Source organism: Asanoa sp. NPDC050611, from assembly GCF_040654855.1.
Lineage (GTDB): Bacteria > Actinomycetota > Actinomycetes > Mycobacteriales > Micromonosporaceae > Asanoa.
Window position 1 is genome coordinate 1 of sequence record NZ_JBFAIU010000022.1, and the last position, 19403, is coordinate 19403.

Consider the following 19403-nt stretch of genomic DNA (forward strand, 5'->3'; position numbering starts at 1 on the left):
ACGATCGTCCGATTCGGGATAGCGGTTTGCCCCATCTTGTCGAGCACGACATCGGTTTTGTTCAGTGGGCTGAGAAACACGGTGACGATGTCAGCTACGCCACCAGCGAGGATCTGGATAACGGCCGGGTCGACCCGGGCCATTACCGGGCGGTGATTTTCTGCGGCCACGACGAATACTGGACCGTCGCGATGCGGCGGGCCGTGGTGGCGGCCCGGAATGGGGGGACCAGCGTTGTCTTTCTGAGCGCCAACAATTGCTACTGGCGGGTCCGGTACGGAGTCTCGGCGAAGCGGCCCGATGATCGGGTCATCAGCTGCACCAAGGACAGGCCGCGGCCTGGAAAACCCGTTCCGCTGATGACCCAGTGGCGGATGGCGGGGAGCCCCGAGCAGGAGCTGATCGGTGCGCAGTACGTCAGTGTCGTCGACGGTCGCGCCCCGCTGGTGGTGCGGGACAGTGCCCACTGGTTCTGGGCTGGCACGGGTTCGCAGGACGGTGACGAGATTCCCGACGTGGTGTGGGGCGAGGCCGACCAGGTCGTGCCGGATGTCCCGTTGCCGGAAGCGACCCAGAGCGCGATCCTGGCCAGCTCGCCATACCACCGCAAAGGTGAGGTGCGACAGCACCACACCACCCTCTACCAGGCGCCGTCCGGCGCGTGGGTCTTCGCCGCCGGCTCGCTCGGCTGGTCAGCCACACTCCACGCCACGCAGCTGCGCTCTCCCCGCATCCAGCAAGCCACCCGGAATCTCCTCAACCACGTACTCGCCAAGCGGGCTGACCCGCCTAGCCCCGCAGCTCCTTGAGCACCTCGCGGGCGGCCTCCAGGGTGCGGTCGACCTCCTCCTGGGTGTGCGAGCCCGAGATGTGGTTGCGCTTCAGGGCCATCGGGAGCATGAGGAAGCCCCGGTCGGTCATGCCGCGGTGGAAGGCCACGTACGCCTCGTTGTCGTTGCGCAGCAGGTCGCGGTAGCCGAGGGCCGGGCCGGCCAGGAAGTAGACGGCGAACACGCCGCCGAAGCCCACGACCGTGGCCTCGATGCCCAGTTCCGCGACGATGCCCCGCAGGCCGGCGCGCATCCGCTCGCCCAGGGCGTGTGTACGCGTGTAGAAGTCCGGATGCCCGGCCAGGTAGTCGATGGTGGCCAGGGCGGCGGCGCAACCGAGCGCGTTGCCGTTGAACGTGCCGGCCAGCAGCACGTCGCCGGTCTGGCCGTTGAAGTGCTCCATCAGGTTTCGGCGCCCGGCGACGCCGCCGACCGGGAAGCCGTTGGCCATCCCCTTGCCGAACGTGGTCAGGTCCGGGCTCACGCCGATCACCTGCTGGTAGCCGCCCAGAGCGTGCCGGAAGCCCGTGATCACCTCGTCGAAGATGAGCAGCGCGCCCTGCTGCTCGGTCAGCTTGCGCAGGCCCTCGACGAACTCCTGGGTCGGCAGCAGCGCGCCGACGTTGTGCGGGATCGGTTCGAGGATGACGGCGGCGATCCGGTCCCGGTGCGCGTCGAACAGCGCGACGACCGAGTCCAGGTCGTTGAACTCGGCGATCAGGGTGGCGTCGACCGCCTGGTCCAGGATGCCCTTCGAGAGCGGGTCCCGGCCGTACGCGCGCTCGGGGCTGGAGATGACGTTGCGGGCCACCGCGTCGTGCCAGCCGTGGAACCCGCCCTGGAACTTGATGATCAGGTCGCGGTCGGTGACGGCGCGGGCCAGCCGGATCGCCTGCGCGGTCGCCTCCGAGCCGCTCATCGTGGCGATCATCGACTCGGCGGACGGGATGACCTCGACGATCCGCTGCGCCAGCCGCACCTCGCCTTCGGTGACGCCAATGCCGGTCAGGTCGACGCCGTCGAGCGCGCCGCGGATCGCGTCGTTGACGACCGGTGCGTTGTGTCCGAGCAGGATCGCGCCGAACGCGGCGTGGTAATCCAGGTACCGCCGGCCGTCGGCGTCGGTGAGGTAGGCGCCGTCGGCGTCGACGAAGGCGTAGGGCGAGCCGATGTAGCGCGTCGAGGAGTTGACGCCGCCGGGGATGACCGCGGCGGCGGCGTCGGCGATGGCCTTCCCGCGCGGGGATTCGGGGGACGACGGAGCGGTTGGCATGAGCGACCTCGTATCCAGTTGGGCTGGCGGAGCCGACGCTAGAACAACCCTCATCAACATGGCAAGGCGTTCCATGTTTTCCCCGGGCGACCTTGACACGGCTCCACGCCGACCACAGGATGACCGAACATGAAACATCGTTCCGTGCCTGGGGAGGTCACGCCGATGGATCGCACCGGCATCGTGCTCGTGGGCGCCGGGTTCATCGCCGACGCGCACAGCGGTGCGATCGACGCCGACCCGCGGGCCGAACTCGTCGGCATCGTCGACGCCGATCCCGCCCGCGCGTCGTCGTTCGCCCGCAAGCAGGGCGGCATCCGGCACGCGCCCGACCTGGACACCGCGCTCGAATGGCCGGGCGTCGACGCGGTCATCCTCTGCACCCCCAACGACACGCACGCACCGCTCGGCCTCGCGGTCGCCGCCGCCGGCAAGCACCTGCTCGTGGAGAAGCCGCTGGCCACCACGCTGGCCGACGCGCGCCGGCTGGCGGACGCGTTCGACGCGGCCGGCCGGGTGCTGGTCGCGGCGCACACGCACCGCTTCTACGACTACGGCCGGGCGGTCAAACAGACCATCGAGTCCGGCGCGATCGGGCAACCGAAGCTGGTCCGGCTGGCGATCCTCGGCGGCTGGATCTGGCCGGACTGGAGCGCCTGGGTCGGCGACCCGGTCCGCTCCGGCGGGCACGCGCTGCACAACGGCGTACACCTGCTGGATCTGGCCACCTGGTGGCTCGGCGGCGAACCGACCGGCGTGTACGCCCGCGGCCGCAAGCAGACCGCCGCGGAACTGCGCATCTACGACTACCTGGAGATGGTGGTGACCTACGCCGACGGAGCGACGGCGATCTGCGAGATGAGCCGGGCGCACCGGCCCGGCTCGATCGCCCAGCGCGAACTGCTGGTCGCCGGCACCGCCGGGATCGTCGAGCAGGGCTGGGACGGCGAGTCCGCCCTGGTCTTCGGCGAGGCCGGCACGGCGACCCTGCCGGCGGCGGGCGGCAACGGGTTCGCCGCCCAGCTCGGCGCCTGGCTCGACGCGATCGGCGGGGCACCGGCGGCGATGCCGGTGGCCGACGCGGTTCGGGCCGTGGCCCTCGGTGTCGCGGTCGAGGAGTCGATCGCGACCGGTCAGCCGGTGGCGGTGACGGCATGACGCGCGTGGCGCTGGTCGGCAACGGCGGCATCGGCACCCAGGACCACCAGAGCTCCATGTACGCGCCGGCGTTCGCGCGGCACCCGAGGTTCGAGCTGGTCGACGACCCCGACCAGGCCGAGGTGCTGAGCATCGCGGTGCCGCTCGCCGAGCGCGGCAAGGTGATCGCCGACGCGATCCGGGCCGGCAAGCACGTGCTGGCCGACAAGCCGCTCGCGGCGACGCTGGCCGAGGCGACCGAGATCGACCGGCTCGCCGCCGAGCACGGCGTGGTCGTCGTGCCCGCACACCACCAGCGGTTCAACGCGGCCCTGCGGTCGGTGATCGGCGCGGTCCGGGCGGGCCGGGTCGGCCTGCCGTGGAACGTCCAGTGCGACTTCGTCGTCGCGGGCGGCGACCCGGCGCCGACCGGTGAGCTGGTCAACTTCGGCCTCTACCCGGTCGATGTCCTGCACGCCCTGCTGGGCCTGGAGGTCCGCCGGGTGCACGCCACCGGCGCGGCCGACCTGGTCACCCTGCTGCTCGACCACGAGCACGGCGTGACCAGCACGGTGGTCTGCGGTCGGGTGCCGGCGCTGCGCGACCTGCCGCCCGGCGGGTTGGCCGTGCACCGCTACCGGATCAGCGGCTCGCACGGTGTGCTCGCGGTCGACGCGCTCAAGCCGGCGCTGCGGGTCCGCACGACGGACAGCAACGGTCCGGTGTGGACCGGGCCGGGCACCGTCGACGCGCTGCTCGACGTGCTCGCGGCGGGCATCGCGACCGGCCGCGCGGCGCTGGGCCCGGCCGACGCCGTGCGGGCTCAGCGGGTGATCGAGGCCGCGCAGCGGTCGATGGAGACCGGCCAGCCGGTCGAGACAGGGGAGTGAACGGCGATGCGACTCGTCACCTACCGCCGCGCCGGCGCGGTGCGGCACGGCCGGCTGACGCAGGACGACCGGGTGGTCGAGCTCGGCGACAGTGACCTGGAGGGCTACCTCAACGGGCACCGCGGTCCCGAGCGGCTCGAGGTGGCGCTCGCCGACGTCGAGCTGTTGGCACCGCTGCTGCGCCCGGGCAAGCTGCTTGCCGCTGCGGCGAACTACCAGGACCACGTGACCGAGACCGGCGGCGAGCCCTTGGACAAGTCGCGGCTGAGCCCGCGGCTGTTCCTCAAGCCGTCGACCTCGATCGTCGGACCGGACGCCGACATCCCGATGCCGGCGGTCAGCTCCGAGGTCGACTGGGAGGCCGAGCTCGCGGTGGTGATCGGCCGCCGCTGCCGTGACGTCGCCGACGCGGACGCGCTCGACGTCGTCGCGGGTTACATGACCTCCAACGACGTGTCGGCACGGACGGTCGACTACGGCTTCCCGCGCGACACCGAGGACAAGGCGGTCTGGTTCTTCGACTGGCTGGCCGGCAAGTGGCTCGACGGCTTCGCGCCGATCGGCCCCTGGCTGGTCACCGCTGACGAGGTGCCGGATCCGCAGGCCCTTTCCATTCACCTCGACGTCAACGGGGTGACGAAGCAATCCGGATCTACAAAGGACATGATCTTCAGCGTGGCGGAGCTGATCGCGCACTCCTCACGACTGATGACCCTTGAACCCGGTGACGTGATCCTCACCGGTACGCCGTCCGGCGTGGGCGCCGCGACGGGTGATTTCCTGACGGCCGGCGACGTGATCACCGTCGTCGTCGGTCAGCTGGGCCAACTCCGCAACACGGTCGCTTAGCAGGCGACCGCCCCCACTGAGAGGTCCACTATGTTCAGAAACCGGATACGGACGGCGCTCGTCGGGTTGACGGTCGCCACTCTCGCGGTCGCCGGGTGCACGGGGCCGTCGACCGACTCCAGCGGCGGAACCGGCACGGCCGCCAACAAGGCCCTCAACATCTACCTCTACCAGGAGCCCGCCGGGGTGTTCAGCCCCATGGCTCCGATCAGCGGCGCCGACGGCCAGGTCATGTCCTTCATCTACGAGGGCCTGCTGGGCGTCGACCCGAGCTACAAGCTGCAGACCCGGCTGGCCGAGAGCTACGACGTCTCGCCGGACGCGACGACGTTCACCTTCAAGCTCCGCTCGGGTCTCAAGTGGAGTGACGGCACGCCGTTCACGTCCAAGGACGTGCTGTTCACCTACAGTCGGATGGCTGACCCGAAGACGACGAGCTCCACCGCCGGCAACTACGCGGCCGTCGCGGGAGTCAAGGACTTCGTCGACGGCAAGGCCACGAGCATCTCCGGCTTCTCCGCGCCCGACGACAACACGTTCGTCATCAAGGCCGCGAAGCCGAACTTCGGCCTGTTGGCGCTGATCGGCACCGTGTGGATCCTGCCGGAGCACATCCTCGGCAAGGACAGCCCGGAGGCGGTCGCGAAGAACGAGTTCTTCCGCAAGCCGACCGTCGGCATGGGCCCGTACAACTTCGTCGAGTACAAGACGAACCAGTACGTGCACGTCACGGCGAACCCGAACTACCGCAACCCGGCGAAGATCAAGGACGTCTACCTCAAGCCGATGACGTCCGACAACGCCACGGCGCAGCTCGGCAACGGCGGCATCGACATCGCGTCGTACTCGCCGACCGACCTCGAGACCGTCGCGGGCTTCCAGAACGTGACCACGCAGGAGAAGCCGGGCGCCGGCTTCGTGCGGATCGCGCTCAACCAGTCGAAGCCCTACTTCAAGGACGCCAAGGTCCGCCAGGCGTTCCTGTACGCGCTCGACCGCAAGCAGGTCGTGCAGACCGTACTCGCGGGCAAGGCCGAGGTCCGGCTCTCGAACTTCGCCAAGGCCAACGAGCCGGCGGGTCTCAACGAGTACGCCCAGGACGCCAACAAGGCCAAGCAGCTGCTGAGCGAGGCCGGCTGGGACCCGAACCGCGAGGTGCAGCTCCAGTGGGTGCACGGCCAGCGGGACCGGGACGCAACCGCGACCATCGTGCAGAACCAGCTCGGCGCCGTCGGCGTGAAGGTCAAGCTGGTCAACATCCAGGCCGCGGAGATTCCGAAGACGTACGCCGAGAAGACGTACGACATGGTGCTCTACGGCGGCGGCAACTACGCGGTCGACTCGTCGACGATCAACGCCATCACCTCGTGCGCCAACGCGTACCCGGCGGGTGGCAATATCAACTACTTCTGCAACGCGCAGCTCGACAAGCTGATGGCGGACGCCAACTCCACGGCCGACGAGGCGCAGCGCAAGTCGCTCTACGACCAGGCGGCGAAGCTGGAGAACGAGCAGGCCGACCTGATGTGGCTCTACTCGCCGTACGGTCTCTGGGGCGTCAACAAGAAGGTGCAGGGCTTCCAGGCACCGGGTTCGCAGGACACCTTGTTCTGGGACCCGGCTAGCTGGAGCATCACGGGCTGACCCACAGCACCGCGGTCGGGCAGGTCAACGGCGACCGGCCCGACCGCGGTCCGTGCCTACGAAGGGAGTGAGCGTTGGCCGCATTTCTGGTCCGGCGGTTGTCGATCAACGTGTTGGTGTTCTTCCTGATCACCATCGCGATCTTCGCGCTGGTGCACAAGTCGCCCGGCGATCCGATCGCCATGCAGATCCCGGCCGACCAGCTCAACTCCGGCAGCGCGGACTTCATCGCGCAGAAGCGGGCCGAGCTGGGGCTCGACCAGTCGCTGGTCGTGCAGTACTGGCACTGGCTGACCAACGCCCTGCAGGGCAACCTCGGCGTCTCGCTGCTCAACGGGCGCCCGGTGACCGAGGTGCTCGGCGAGCGGATCGGCCCGACCGTCGAGCTGATGGGCGTCGGGCTGCTGATCTCGCTGCTGATCGCGTTCCCGCTCGGCATCCTGGCCGCCCGGCGCCGCAACTCGTGGCTCGACTACGGTGCCGCGGTGGTCAGCCTCGGCTCCGTGTCCATCCCCGTGTTCTTCGTGGCGCTGATCGTGATCTACGTGTTCACGCTGAAGTTCCAGTGGTTCCCCTCGTCGGGCATCTCCGACCCGACGAACCCGAGCCTGCTGAACACCCTGCACCACCTGGTCCTGCCCGCGGTGATCCTCGGCTTCGGCAACTCGGGACCATTCATGCGGTACGTGCGCAGCAGCATGATCACCGAGCTCGGCGCCGACTACGTGCGCACCGCCAACGCGAAGGGCGCGCCACCGCGGCGCGTCGTGCTGCGGCACGCGTTCCGCAACTCGCTGATCCCGGTGCTCACCGTGATCGCCGCCAACCTGCCGCAGTTGCTGGCCGGCGCGGTGGTCATCGAGCAGGTGTTCGCCTGGCCGGGCATGGGCCAGCTCGCGGTCAGCTCGGTCAACCAGCACGACTACTCGGTGATCGTCGGCTTCGCGCTGCTGATCGCGATCCTCGTGCTGATCTCGAACCTGCTGGCCGACGTGCTCTACACCGTCGTCGACCCGAGAGTGAGGCTGCGATGACCGCTGTCGCCGCGCCGGCCGCCGCCGGCCGCTCGCCGGCCCGGGCCGCCCTGCGGCGGTTCCGCCGCCACCCCGCGGCCCTGGTCAGCCTGGTGTTCATCGCCCTGGTTGTGCTCGCCGCCATCTTCGCGCGGCCGCTGTCCGGGCACGACCCGAACGCGATCGACCTGCTCAACGCCCGCTCGGGCCCGTCGGGCGCCCACCTGCTGGGCACGGACTCGACCGGCCGCGACGTCCTCTCGCGGCTGCTGTTCGCGGGCCGCATCTCGCTGGGCGTCGGCATCGCCTCGGCGGCGATCGCGGTGGTCGTCGGCACGCTGCTGGGCAGCATCGCCGGCCTGCTGGGCGGCTGGGTCGACGGCCTGGTGATGCGCCTGGCCGACGTGTTCATGTCGTTCCCTTCGCTGGTCGTGATCGTCGTGGTGGCCGGCATCCTCGGCCCCAGTGTCCTCACGATGGTGATCGCGATCGGGTTGTTCCAGTGGCCGGTCTGCGGCCGGATCGTCCGGGGCGTGACGCTCTCGCTGCGGGAGCAGGAGTTCGTCCTGGCGGCCCGCGCGACCGGCGCGGGTCCACTGTGGCTGATGCGCAAGCACATCATCCCGGCGGCGCTGCCCCCGGTGAGCGTGGTGGCGACGCTGGCGGTGGCACAGGCGATCGCCCTGGAAGCGACGTTGTCGTTCCTTGGCCTGGGCGTGCAACCGCCGGCGGCGAGCTGGGGCAACATGCTGACGGACGCCCAGAGCCTCACGGTGATCCGCAGCGAGCCGTGGCTGTGGCTGTCACCTGGCATCGCGGTCGCCCTGACGGTCCTCGCGGTCAACTTCATCGGCGACGGCCTCCGCGACGCCGTGGACCCGAGGTCGGCGTCGTGACCGCGCGGATGGTGCACGAGCGAGGTGGGTGTCATGACTGAGCGGATGTTGACTCGCGAGCCTGCCGCCGGCGAAGGCGTGGGCCAGGGGCCGTTGTTGCGGATCGAGCGGTTGAGCGTCGACTTTCACACCGACGACGGGGTCGTGCACGCCGTCACCGATGTGAGTCTGGCCGTGCGGACCGGCGAGATTGTCGCGATCGTGGGCGAGTCCGGGTCCGGGAAGACCGTGACCGCGATGTCCGTGTTGCGGCTCCTGCCGACGTCGGCCGAGGTCAAGGCCGAGTCCATCGCGTTCCGCGGCACCGACCTGCAGGCGATGTCCGCCGCCCAGTTGCGCAAGGTCCGGGGCGGGCCGGTCGGGATGATCTTCCAGGATCCGATGACCGCGCTGAACCCCGTGATGACGGTCGGGGCCCAGGTCGCCGAGGCGGTGCTGCTGCATCAGCGCAAGCCTGACAAGAAGGCCGCCTGGGAGCGCGCGGTCGAGCTGCTCCGACTCGTCGGCGTGCCGGACCCGGCGCAGCGGGTCAAGCAGTACCCGCACGAGTTCTCCGGCGGCATGCGGCAGCGCGCGATGATCGCGATGGCCATCGCCAACGACCCCGACCTGATCATCGCGGACGAGCCGACCACGGCCCTGGACGTGACGATCCAGGCCCAGGTACTCGCGCTGCTCAAGAAGGCGCAGGCCGAGACCGGCGCGGCGACCATCCTGATCACGCACGACCTCGGCATCGTCGCCGAGCTGGCGGACCGGGTCGTCGTCATGTACGCCGGCCGCGTCGTCGAGACCGGCCGGGTGGACGAGCTGTTCGCGGTGCCGCGGCACCCGTACACGAAGGGCCTCCTGGCCAGCCTGCCCCGCATGGACGTCGACGTCGACCAGCTCGACCCGATCCCCGGCAACCCGCCCAACATGGCGGACCCGCCTGCGGGGTGCGCGTTCCATCCCCGTTGTCCCCTGGCCCGCGACCGCTGCGAGACGCAGCGCCCCCCGCTGATCGAGATCGGCCCCGGGCGGAGCAGCGCCTGTCACTTCCACGAGGAGCTGGCATGACGAGCCTGTTGAAGGTGGAGGGGCTCCACAAGCACTTCCCGATCCGGCGCGGGGTGTTCCGGCGGCAGGTCGGTGAGATCCGCGCGGTCGACGGCGTCGACCTCGAGCTGGACACCGGCGAGACGCTGAGCCTGGTCGGGGAGTCCGGCTGCGGCAAGTCGACCACCGGGCGGCTGCTGGTCCGACTGCTGGAACCGACTGCCGGGAAGATCCTTTTCGAGGGTGCTGACCTGGCCACGCTCTCCCAGCGCGACCTGCGGGCCAAGCGGCAGTCCTTCCAGATCATGTTCCAGGACCCGTACGCGTCGCTGTCGCCGCGGATGACCGTCCACGAGATCGTCGCGGAACCGCTGCGGGTGCAGGGCCGCTACGGCGACGGGGGCGCCGATCGCGTCCGTGAGCTGCTGGAGCTGGTCGGGTTGCGGCCGGAGCACGCGCGGCGCTACGCCCACGAGTTCTCCGGTGGCCAGCGGCAGCGGATCGGGCTCGCCCGGGCGCTCGCCCTCGACCCCCGGCTGCTGGTGCTCGACGAGCCGGTCAGCGCGCTCGACGTCTCCGTGCAGGCGCAGGTGATCAACCAGCTGCGTGCCCTGCAGGACCGGCTCGGGCTCGCGTACGTGTTCATCTCGCACAACCTCTCGGTCGTGCGGCACATCTCGCACCGGGTCGCGGTGATGTACCTGGGCTCCATCGTGGAGACCGGTACGCGCGCCGACATCTTCACCGCACCCACCCACCCGTACACCCAGGCGCTGCTGTCGGCGATCCCGGTCCCCGATCCGGCCGGCCGGGACGAGCGTGAACGGATCACGCTGGCCGGAGACGTACCCAGTCCGAGTAACCCACCGACCGGTTGTCGGTTCCGCACGCGGTGCTGGAAGGCTCAGGATGTGTGCGCGCAGGAAGCACCCGCGCTGATCGACCGGATCGGCGTCGGGCATGCCAGCGCATGCCACTTTCCCGAGGTTCCAGCCACCGTCGGCGGCGCGTAGGAGAGTCCACAATGCCGAGAGCACCCCGCACCTCCGTCGACGACGCCAAGCCGGCGTCGGCCAACTACCACGCCAACGCGCTCGCCCGCGGCCTCGCGCTGCTGGAGATGCTGGCCGCCGCGCCGGAGCCGCTGACGCTCACCGAGTTCAGCGACGCCACCGCGCTGCCGAAGAGCACACTCGTGCGACTCCTGGCGGTACTGTCCGAGATGGAATACCTCGTCCGGGTTGACGACCGGCCGTCGTACCGGCTCGGCCACAAGGTCCAACGGCTGGCCGCGGCGTACGTGTCCACCCTGGACCTCACCGTGGTGGCCGAGCGCTATCTCCAGCCGGTGGCCACGCGCACCGGGCAGACCGCCAACCTCGGCGTCCTCGACGGCGACCAGGTGCTGCACATCTGCGTCGCCGAGCCGGACCGGCCGCTGCGGTTCACCACGGCGCTCGGCGCCCGGGACCACACGTACGCCACCGGGCTGGGCAAGGTGCTCCTCTCGGAGCTGCCCGACGACCAGGTCCCCGCGACCGTGCCGGCTGAGCCGTTCCCGGCGTTCACCGAGAACACCCTGACCACGCTGGCCGACCTGCGCAAGGACCTGAAGAAGGTGGCCCGGCGGGGCTTCGCGCTCGACGACAACGAGCGCAGCGTCGGCCTGCGCTGCGTCGCGGTGCCGGTGCGGGTCGACGGCGACTGCCTGGCCGCGGTCAGCGTCTCCGGGCCCGCCGGTGAGTTCAGCGCCGCCAAGCAGCAGGCGTACGTGGCCGCCCTCGACGAGGTGGCCAAGGCGGTGACCGACGACCCGGACTTCGTCACGGCGCTGCGGATCGTGCACCGTTCCCTCCGGGTCGCCGGCCGGCCATGAGCCCGCTAGCCCACGTAGGCGATGGCCTCGATCTCGACGCGCACGTCGGGGTGGCCGAACGCGACCACCACGGTCGTACGCGCCGGCGGCGCCGACGGGAAGCGGCGGCGGTAGATCTCGTTGAACGGCGCGAACAGGGTGGCGTTGGACAGGAACGCGCCGATCTTGACGATCTGGTCGGGTCGGGCGCCGGCCGCGGCCAGGCACGCCTCGACGTTGTCCAATGTGTCCTCGACCTCACGGGCGAAGTCGCCGAGGAAGACCTTGCCGTCGCGGTCGGTGGCGACCTGACCGGAGACGAAGACGAAGCCGCCCGCCTTGGTGGCGGAGGAGAGCGGCACGGGCGGAGTGGGGAACCCCTCGGGGTGGAACCTCTCGATCATGCGCACATGGAACCACATTCCATGCGAGCTGCCCATGCCTGACGATCTGCTGCTCGCCGGCGGGCTGGTGGTCGACGGCTCGGGCGCGCCCGGGTTCCGCGCCGACGTGCTCGTGCGTGACGGCGTGATCGCGGCCGTCGGCACCGGCCTGTCCGCGCCGCGGGTGCGCGACGTCGCCGGCCGCGTGGTCTGCCCGGGCTTCGTCGACATCCACACCCACTCCGATCTCACCCTGCTCTCGGACCCGCGCGGGCTGAGCAAGGTGCACCAGGGCGTGACCACCGAGGTCGTCGGCAACTGCGGCCTGGGCGTGGCGCCGCTGGCCGCGGGCGCGCCGGTCGAGCCGATCCGGCAGGCGGTCGCCTACCTCGACCTCGACCCGGGGGTGTCCTGGAGCTGGGCGGACCTGGACGGCTATCTCGCGGCACTGGTCGCGGCGGGGCCAGGCGTCAACGTGGCGACCCTGGTCGGCCACCTGGCGCTGCACGCCTCGGTGGTCGGCTTCACCGACCGGCCGGCCGACTTCGCCGAGGTCGAGCTGATGTGCGGGCTGCTCGGCGACGCGCTCGACGCGGGCGCGGTCGGGCTGTCCACCGGGCTGGTCTACGCGCCGTTGCCGTATGTCCGCGAGGACGAGCTGATCGCGCTCGCCGAGGTGGTCGCCGGCCGGGACCGGATCTTCACCTGGCACGTCCGTAACTACGACGACGAGCTGCTGGACTCCGTGAGCCAGGCGGTCCGGGTGGCCCGGGCGACCGGTGCGCGTACCCAGATCTCCCACCTCGCCGCGGTCGGGCGCCGCAACTGGGGCGCGGTGCGCCGGGCCCTCGACCTGATCGGGGCGGCCAACGCGGACGGCTTCGACGTCGGCGTGGACATCTACCCCTACCTGCACGGCAACGCGCCGCTCTCGCAACTGCTGCCGGCGCACGTCCAGGAGGGCGGGCCCGCGGTCTGGGCGGGCCGGCTGGCCGACCCGGCCGTGCGGGCCGAGGTCCGGAAAGCCTGGGCCGACCGCCCGAACGGCTGGGACGAGATCACGGTGAGCTGGACCAGCCGGCCGGCGCCGGACCCGGTGGTCGGGCAGACGGTCGCCGACCTGGCGGCGGCAGCCGGCGTCGACGGGCCCGAGGTCGTCCTCGACCTGCTGGCCGCGCTCGGCAACGGGGTGCTGATGACCGCGGGCGGCCGCAGCGAGGACGATCTGCGCGCGGTGCTGACCCACCCGGCCGCCGTGGTGGCCTCCGACGGTCTCGCGCTCGACCCGGACGGCGTGACCGGTGCGGGCGTGCCGCATCCGCGCTGCTACGGCACCTTCCCGCGCTATCTGCGGTGGTACGGCGCCGACCTGCCGGACGCCGTGCGCCGCTGCACGTCGGCGCCGGCGGCCCGGGTCGGGCTGCGCGACCGCGGGTTGCTGCGGGTGGGCGCGCCGGCCGACGTCGTGGTCTTCGACCCGGACCGGCTGGCCGACCGGGCTACCTTCACCGCGCCGCACCAGTTCGCCGCGGGGATCGACCTGGTGCTCGTCAACGGCGCGGTCGCCGTCGACGGTGCCACGCACACGGGCGTCCGAGCAGGGCACGTTCTGAGAGGTAGCGCATGATCGACGTACACACCCACTGCCATCTCGCCGAGCACTGGGGCTGCGAGTGGCACCGCAACTGGCAGCCCGTCTACGGCCACGAGTACGCCGACCGCACGCCCGAGCAGTACGACGAGGCGATGGCGGCGGCCGGTGTCGACCTGGCCTTCGTGTTCGGCATGCGGGCCACCCGGGCCGGCGTGATCACGCCCAACGAGTACGTCGAGCGGTTCTGCGCCGAGACGTCGACCCACACGGTCGGCTTCATGGCCCTCGACCTCTCCGACGCCGACGTCATGGACCAGCTCGCCGACGGCATCGCCCGCGGCCTGCGCGGCATCAAGCTCTACCCGGTGCTGGCCCACTTCGACCCGCGGGACGAGGCGCACGACCCGTTCTTCAAGGCGGCGACCGAGGCCGGCCTGATCGTGCTCTGGCACATGGGCACCACCCCGAGCCCCGAAGGGCGGCTGGAGCTGACCAACCCGCTGCTGGTCGACGACGTCGCCCGCCGCCACCCGGAGCTGAAGCAGATCATCGCCCACCTCGGCCATCCGTGGCAGCGCGAGACGATCGTGGTGCTGCGCAAGAGCCGCAACGTGTTCGGTGACGTGTCGGCCTCGTGGGCCCGGCCGCTGGACGGGTTCATGGCGCTCGTCCGGGCGCAGGAGTGGGGCGTCACGCAGAAGCTGCTGTTCGGCTCGGACTTTCCGATGTGGACGCCCGCGGAAGCGGTCGCCGGACTCCGGTCACTGGCCGACATGCGCCCGGAGGGGTTGCCGGCCATCAAGCCCGAGACCATCGAGTGGCTGCTCGACGGCGACCCGCGTACCGCGTTGGGGTTGGCATGATCCCGCTGTCCGAGCTGCCGACCCCCGCGCTGCTGGTCGACCTCGACCGGCTGGAGCGGAACATCGCCGCCATGGCCGGCGCGTTCGCGGCGGCCGGCGTGGCGCTGCGCCCCCACGTGAAGACCTCGAAGTGCTGGGAGGTGGCCCGCCGCCAGCTCGACGCCGGCGCGATCGGCTTCACCTGCTCGACCGCGGCCGAGGTGGCCTGGCTGCAGAGTCACGGCGTCGCGGACCTGCTCTGGGCGCACATCCCGATCGGGCCACGCAAGGTGGCGTTCGTCGTCGACGCGATCGCCCAGCACGGCGGCGGGCTCACGGTCTCGCTCGACTCGGTCGAGGCGGCGCGGCCGCTGTCCGCAGCGGCGGCGGCGGCCGGCGTGACCGTGCCGTTCGTGCTCGAGGTCAACACCGGCCACGCCCGGCTCGGCGTGGAACCGTCGTCGGCGGTCGCCACGGCCGAAGCGATCGCGGCCCTGCCGGGCCTGCGCCTGCGTGGCGTGCTGACCCACGAGGGGCACGTCTCCGGGGAACCCGACCGCCCCGCGCTGGAACGGGCCGGCACCGCGGCGGGCACGCTGCTCGTGTCCGTCGCCGACGAGTTGCGCACCGCGGGCCATCAGGTCGACGTGGTCTCCGTCGGCTCGACCCCGGGTGCCACCTCCACGCCGTTCGTTCCCGGAATCACCGAAGGGCGACCGGGCACCTACGTGTACTTCGACGCCAACCAGACCAGGGTCGGCAGCTGCACTCTCGACCAATGCGCGCAGACCGTGCTCGCGCGGGTCGCGTCGGTGCAGCGGGCCGGGCGGCCGATCATCGACGCCGGCATCAAGGCGATGAGCTCCGACGCGATCGCGCTCGCGGGCTCCGTCGGCCTGGTGCTCGACCGGCCCGGCGTCACCTTCGTGGAGGCCAACGAGGAGCACGGTTTCCTGCACGACCCCGTCGGCGACCTGGCGGTCGGCGATCTCGTGCGGCTCGTGCCCAACCATGCGTGCGGCACCAGCAACATGTGGAGCCACCTGTACGCCGTGCGGGGCGACGTGGCCGTCGAACGGTGGGACATCTCAGCCCGCTACTGATTGACATGGAACGGCATTTCACGTTCGCTTGCTGCCATGAAGGTGATGACCATCTACGCCCACCCGGCGGACACGATCACGAACTGCGGCGGCACCCTGGCCCGGCACGCGGCCGCGGGCGACGAGGTGGTCGCGCTGATCCTCACGCACGGCGGGCGGATGCACGCCAACCGCTATGCGGAGGAATGGCGCAAGGACAACCCTGACGACGCGATTGTCTCCGCCGACCTCGACACGATCGCGGCGCACAAGAAAGGCGAGCTCGAGCGCGCCGCGGAGATCGTCGGCATCTCCCGCGTGATCACGCTCGGGCTCGACGACAACTACGCCGCCCTCCGCGAGGACGTGGTGGACAAGGTCGCGGAGCAGCTCGCGATCGAGCAGCCCGACGTGATCATCTGCGACTACCCGGTCAACCCGGTGATGGCCGCCAACATGCACACGGTCGCGACGGTGAGCGTGCTGGCCGCGCTCGGTCGCGCCGGCATGTTCCTGCGCAACCTCGACGGCCGGTCGGAGTTCCACGTGAAGCAGGTCTTCTTCACGTCGCTGCCGGTGATGGCCGGCGACGGGCTGAGCCTCTACGGCCTGCGCAACGACGTCTACGTCGACATCACTGACGTGGTCGGCAAGAAGGTCGCGGCGATGGACTGCTTCGACAGCCAGGGCTACTCCGGCCTGTTCGCCCGCAAGCTGATCGAGGCCAACAACGGCGAGAGCGGCCGGGTCGCGGGCGTCAACTTCGCCGAGGGCTTCTACCGGCTCAACAACGAGACCCACACGCTGCTGCCGGTCACCGAGGCCGCGCGCAACGAGGACGTGCTGACCCGGCACATCACGTACAGCCGGCTCGACCTGCGGGCGACGTACCCGCTCTAGATCTGTTGGAGGTTGGTGGCCATGGCGGCGCGCTATCTCAAGTCGGCACCCCCGGCGACCCACGACGACGCCCGATCCCAGGGTGTACGCGAGACGGTCGCGGGAGTGATCGCGGACGTCCGCGCCCGCGGCGACGTGGCGGTCCGGGAGTACTCCGAGAAGTTCGACAACTGGTCCCCTGAGTCGTTCCGGCTGTCGGACGAGGACGTCGAGCGGATCGTGGCCGGTGTGCCCGCACAGGTGATCGCCGACATCCGCACGGTGCAGGCCCGCGTGCGCGACTTCGCGCAGCGCCAGAAGGAGTCACTGCACGACTTCGAGGCGGAGGTCTCGCCCGGGGTCTTCCTCGGTCAGAAGAACATCCCGGTAGCGGCGGCCGGCGCTTATGTTCCCGGTGGCCGCTACCCGTTGGTGGCCTCGGCCCACATGACCGTGGTGACGGCGAAGGTGGCCGGCGTCGACCGGGTCGCGTCGTGCACGCCGCCGATCCACGGCGAGATCCCCGCCGCGACGATCGCCGCGCTGCACCTGGCCGGTGCCGACGAGATCTACCTGCTGGGCGGCACGCAGGCGGTGGCCGCGATGGCGCTGGGCACCGAGACGATCGGCAAGGTCGACCTGCTGGCCGGCCCGGGCAACGCCTACGTCGCGGAGGCCAAGCGGCAGCTCTTCGGCGAGGTCGGCATCGACCTGTTCGCGGGCCCGACGGAGATCCTGATCGTGGCGGACGGCGAGGCCGACCCGTTCGTGGTCGCGGTGGACCTGCTCAGCCAGGCGGAACACGGCCCCGACTCGCCGGCCATCCTGATCACGGACTCCGAGCCGCTGGCCCGCCGCGTGCTGGAGTTGGTCGACGAGATCCTCGTCGACATGCCGACCCGCGACTACGCGGGCCCGGCCTGGCGGGATCACGGCGAGGTGGCGGTCGTCGCCGACCTGGCGGAGGCGTACGCGCTGGCGGACTCCTACGCCGCCGAACATGTGCAGGTGCTGACGTCGTCGCCGCGGGACGCCCTGACCGGGATGCGCAACTACGGCGCGCTGTTCCTGGGCGAGGGCACCTGCGTCTCCTACGGCGACAAGGTGATCGGCACGAACCACACGCTGCCGACCCGCGGAGCGGCCCGCTACACGGGCGGCCTGTGGGTGGGCAAGTACCTGAAAACGGTGACGTACCAGGAGGTCACGAGCCGCGAGGCCAGCGTGGAACTGGGCCGGCTGTGCGGCCGCGCGGCCCGGGTGGAGCTGTTCGAGGGCCACGCCCGCTCGGGCGACGTCCGCGCCCACAAGTACGCCGGTGACCCGCTTCCCTGGGCGCCGCCCGGGCTTTAATCGGTTGCCGCCGGGGAGGCGGTCACCGAAGCTTGACGCATGACGTTCTGACGGGCACTACTCAGCCACCGACGCCGATCCGGTGTCGTCCTGTCCCGTCACCCTTCCTGTGGAAGAGAGCGTCGTTGTCTACCGTCACCGTCTTCGCGTCTCCCCGTAGCTGGATCGAGTCCGACGCCGTCGACCAGTGCCACCAGGTGGCCGCCCTCGATGGCATGGCTCATGTCGCCGGGATGCCGGACCTGCATCCCGGCAAGGGCGCCCCGATCGGCGCCGCGATGCTGTCGTCAGTGCTCTATCCGCTGCTGGTCGGTTCCGACATCGGGTGCGGGATCGCCGTGTTCCCGGTCGCCCTCAAGCGGGCGGTGCCCGAGCAGCTCGCCCGGCGTTTCCCCGATCTCGACCGGGTCCCGGACGACGACGACCCGGCCTGGGACCTCGCCGGTCGGGACGTCCCGGAAGGCCACCTCGACGGCATCGGCACGGTCGGGCGCGGCAACCACTTCGTCGAGCTCGCCCGCATCCAGACCGTTTTCGAGCCGGCGCACGCCGAGCGTCTCGGGCTCGCGGCCAAGAGCCTGGTGCTCATCGTCCACAGTGGCTCGCGCGGGCTCGGCGAGAGCATCCTGCGCGCACACACGCAGCGCCACGGTGCCGGGCCGGCGGCCGATCCCGCGGAATATCTCGCGCGGCACGACGCCGCGGTGCGGTGGGGGTCGCTCAACCGGCGGCTGATCGCCGCGCGCACGCTGCGGGCCATCGGGGCACGCTACGCCGAACCCGTCGTCGACCTCAGCCACAACCTGGTCGAGATCCGGGACGGGCGCTACCTGCACCGCAAGGGCGCCGCGCCGGGCGACGACCGGGACGTGCTGATCGCCGGCACCCGGGGCACGCACTCGTACCTCGTCGCCGCGCACGCCGGGCCCGAGGCCAACTGGTCGGTGGCGCACGGCGCGGGCCGCAAGATGTCGCGCGCCGACGCGCTGCGCCGCGGCAAGGCCAAGCACACCGTCGAAGAGCTGCGCCGCACGCCGCTCGGTTCCGTCGTGGTGTGCGCCGACCGCAAGCTGCTGTTCGAGGAGGCGCCGACGGCGTACAAGCGGATCGAGCAGGTCATCGGCGACCTCACCGACCACAAGCTGGCCACGCCGATCGCCGCGACCGCTCCGCTGGTCACCTACAAGACGAGCCGGTCGTGAAGCATCTGCTCATCTCCGCCGGGCGCGGTCCGCAGGAGTGTGCCTGGGCTGTGGCGCAGCTGACCCGCAGGCTGGAGGCGGAGGGGGTCCGCCGGGGGCTGGCCGTCGCGCGGGTCGAGACCGTGGCCGGGGAACGGCCGGGCACCTACCGGTCGGTCCTGCTCCGGATCGCCGGCAACGGTGCGGACCAACTCGCCGCCGCGTGGACCGGCACCCTCTGCTGGCAGGCGCCGAGCCCGTACCGCACCGGCACGAGCCGCAAGAACTGGTACGTCATCGCCCAGACCTGCGAGGTCGACCCGGCGCACACCGCGTTCGCGGAGGCCGACGTGGACGTCGTCGCCTGCCGCACCGGCGGGCCCGGCGGGCAACACCGCAACAAGGCCAGCACGGCGGTACGCGCGACCCACCGCCCGTCCGGCACCGTCGTCGTGGTCGACACCGAGCGCCAGTTCAGCCAGAACCGCCGCATCGCGTTGGAGCTGCTGCGCCAGCGGCTCGCGCACGCCGATGAGGCCGCTGACCGGGCGCTCGACAAGGCCCGCCGGGGCATCCACGACGAGCTGGTCCGCGGCAACCCGGTGCGCACCGAGCGCCCCTAGATCCACAAAGAGTTTTGCCGCGGTGCGTGTCCGGCCGGCAT

At 71.0% G+C, this 19403-nt stretch carries 19 protein-coding genes; 17 read left to right on the forward strand and 2 right to left on the reverse strand.

All coding sequences use genetic code 11. The features are described 5' to 3' along the window. On the forward strand, positions 1-809 hold an 809-nt coding region (locus AB0H87_RS05880; protein ID WP_360140295.1), incomplete at its 5' end, for a N,N-dimethylformamidase beta subunit family domain-containing protein. Here AB0H87_RS05880 and AB0H87_RS05885 read toward each other — a convergent pair. Continuing rightward, positions 790-2103 carry an aspartate aminotransferase family protein gene (locus AB0H87_RS05885; protein WP_360140298.1) on the reverse strand — a complete coding sequence of 438 codons (1314 nt, stop codon included), beginning with the start codon at positions 2101-2103 and terminating at the stop codon, positions 790-792. The genes AB0H87_RS05880 and AB0H87_RS05885 overlap by 20 nt on opposite strands. A gap of 165 nt (positions 2104-2268) precedes the next feature. Between AB0H87_RS05885 and AB0H87_RS05890 the strand changes: the two genes are divergently transcribed. The 9 genes from AB0H87_RS05890 (at position 2269) to AB0H87_RS05930 (ending at position 11446) form a co-directional block, all read left to right on the forward strand. Next, a complete protein-coding gene (locus tag AB0H87_RS05890) occupies positions 2269-3261 on the forward strand; it encodes a Gfo/Idh/MocA family oxidoreductase (protein ID WP_360140301.1) in 993 nt (330 codons plus the stop codon). Then, positions 3258-4130, forward strand: coding sequence for a Gfo/Idh/MocA family oxidoreductase (locus tag AB0H87_RS05895; RefSeq protein WP_360140304.1), 873 nt, complete (start codon positions 3258-3260; stop codon positions 4128-4130). Before AB0H87_RS05890 ends, AB0H87_RS05895 begins: the two co-directional genes overlap by 4 nt. Before the next feature lie 6 nt (positions 4131-4136). Then, positions 4137-4979, forward strand: coding sequence for a fumarylacetoacetate hydrolase family protein (locus AB0H87_RS05900; protein WP_360140307.1), 843 nt, complete (start codon positions 4137-4139; stop codon positions 4977-4979). A gap of 30 nt (positions 4980-5009) precedes the next feature. Then, positions 5010-6623: an ABC transporter substrate-binding protein gene (locus AB0H87_RS05905; RefSeq protein WP_360140310.1), complete on the forward strand. Its 1614-nt coding sequence runs from the start codon at positions 5010-5012 to the stop codon at positions 6621-6623. A 74-nt stretch (positions 6624-6697) separates the two neighbouring features. Further along, positions 6698-7657 carry an ABC transporter permease gene (locus AB0H87_RS05910; RefSeq protein WP_360140313.1) on the forward strand — a complete coding sequence of 320 codons (960 nt, stop codon included), beginning with the start codon at positions 6698-6700 and terminating at the stop codon, positions 7655-7657. Next, positions 7654-8532 carry an ABC transporter permease gene (locus tag AB0H87_RS05915; protein ID WP_360140316.1) on the forward strand — a complete coding sequence of 293 codons (879 nt, stop codon included), beginning with the start codon at positions 7654-7656 and terminating at the stop codon, positions 8530-8532. The genes AB0H87_RS05910 and AB0H87_RS05915 overlap by 4 nt, the downstream gene beginning before the upstream one ends. A gap of 33 nt (positions 8533-8565) precedes the next feature. Then, positions 8566-9591 carry an ABC transporter ATP-binding protein gene (locus AB0H87_RS05920; protein ID WP_360140319.1) on the forward strand — a complete coding sequence of 342 codons (1026 nt, stop codon included), beginning with the start codon at positions 8566-8568 and terminating at the stop codon, positions 9589-9591. Next, entirely contained in the window at positions 9588-10583 is a 996-nt protein-coding gene (locus AB0H87_RS05925; protein ID WP_360140322.1) for an oligopeptide/dipeptide ABC transporter ATP-binding protein, read from the forward strand. Before AB0H87_RS05920 ends, AB0H87_RS05925 begins: the two co-directional genes overlap by 4 nt. A gap of 11 nt (positions 10584-10594) precedes the next feature. After that, positions 10595-11446, forward strand: a complete 852-nt coding sequence (locus AB0H87_RS05930) for an IclR family transcriptional regulator (RefSeq protein WP_360140325.1) — start codon at positions 10595-10597, stop codon at positions 11444-11446. Between the two features lie 5 nt (positions 11447-11451). Here AB0H87_RS05930 and AB0H87_RS05935 read toward each other — a convergent pair whose 3' ends face one another. Next, positions 11452-11829 carry a RidA family protein gene (locus AB0H87_RS05935; RefSeq protein WP_360140328.1) on the reverse strand — a complete coding sequence of 126 codons (378 nt, stop codon included), beginning with the start codon at positions 11827-11829 and terminating at the stop codon, positions 11452-11454. 34 nt (positions 11830-11863) lie between these two features. Here AB0H87_RS05935 and AB0H87_RS05940 point away from each other — a divergent pair, with 34 nt between their 5' ends. The 7 genes from AB0H87_RS05940 (at position 11864) to prfH (ending at position 19362) form a co-directional block, all read left to right on the forward strand. Then, the gene (locus AB0H87_RS05940) at positions 11864-13435 is read left to right on the forward strand and encodes a D-aminoacylase (RefSeq protein WP_360140331.1); all 1572 of its coding nucleotides are present in this window, start codon (positions 11864-11866) and stop codon (positions 13433-13435) included. Further along, positions 13432-14265 (forward strand): amidohydrolase family protein, encoded by an 834-nt coding sequence (locus AB0H87_RS05945; protein ID WP_360140334.1) that lies wholly within the window; start codon positions 13432-13434, stop codon positions 14263-14265. Before AB0H87_RS05940 ends, AB0H87_RS05945 begins: the two co-directional genes overlap by 4 nt. Continuing rightward, the gene (locus tag AB0H87_RS05950) at positions 14262-15347 is read left to right on the forward strand and encodes an alanine racemase (protein WP_360140337.1); all 1086 of its coding nucleotides are present in this window, start codon (positions 14262-14264) and stop codon (positions 15345-15347) included. The genes AB0H87_RS05945 and AB0H87_RS05950 overlap by 4 nt, the downstream gene beginning before the upstream one ends. A gap of 36 nt (positions 15348-15383) precedes the next feature. Continuing rightward, a complete protein-coding gene (locus AB0H87_RS05955) occupies positions 15384-16226 on the forward strand; it encodes a PIG-L deacetylase family protein (protein ID WP_360140340.1) in 843 nt (280 codons plus the stop codon). Between the two features lie 21 nt (positions 16227-16247). Beyond that, positions 16248-17558, forward strand: coding sequence for a histidinol dehydrogenase (gene hisD / locus AB0H87_RS05960; protein ID WP_360140343.1), 1311 nt, complete (start codon positions 16248-16250; stop codon positions 17556-17558). Positions 17559-17683: 125 nt separating this feature from the next. Further along, positions 17684-18760 carry an RNA ligase RtcB family protein gene (locus tag AB0H87_RS05965; RefSeq protein WP_360140346.1) on the forward strand — a complete coding sequence of 359 codons (1077 nt, stop codon included), beginning with the start codon at positions 17684-17686 and terminating at the stop codon, positions 18758-18760. Then, positions 18757-19362: a peptide chain release factor H gene (gene prfH, locus AB0H87_RS05970; protein ID WP_360140349.1), complete on the forward strand. Its 606-nt coding sequence runs from the start codon at positions 18757-18759 to the stop codon at positions 19360-19362. Before AB0H87_RS05965 ends, prfH begins: the two co-directional genes overlap by 4 nt. The last annotated feature ends 41 nt before the right edge of the window (positions 19363-19403 follow it).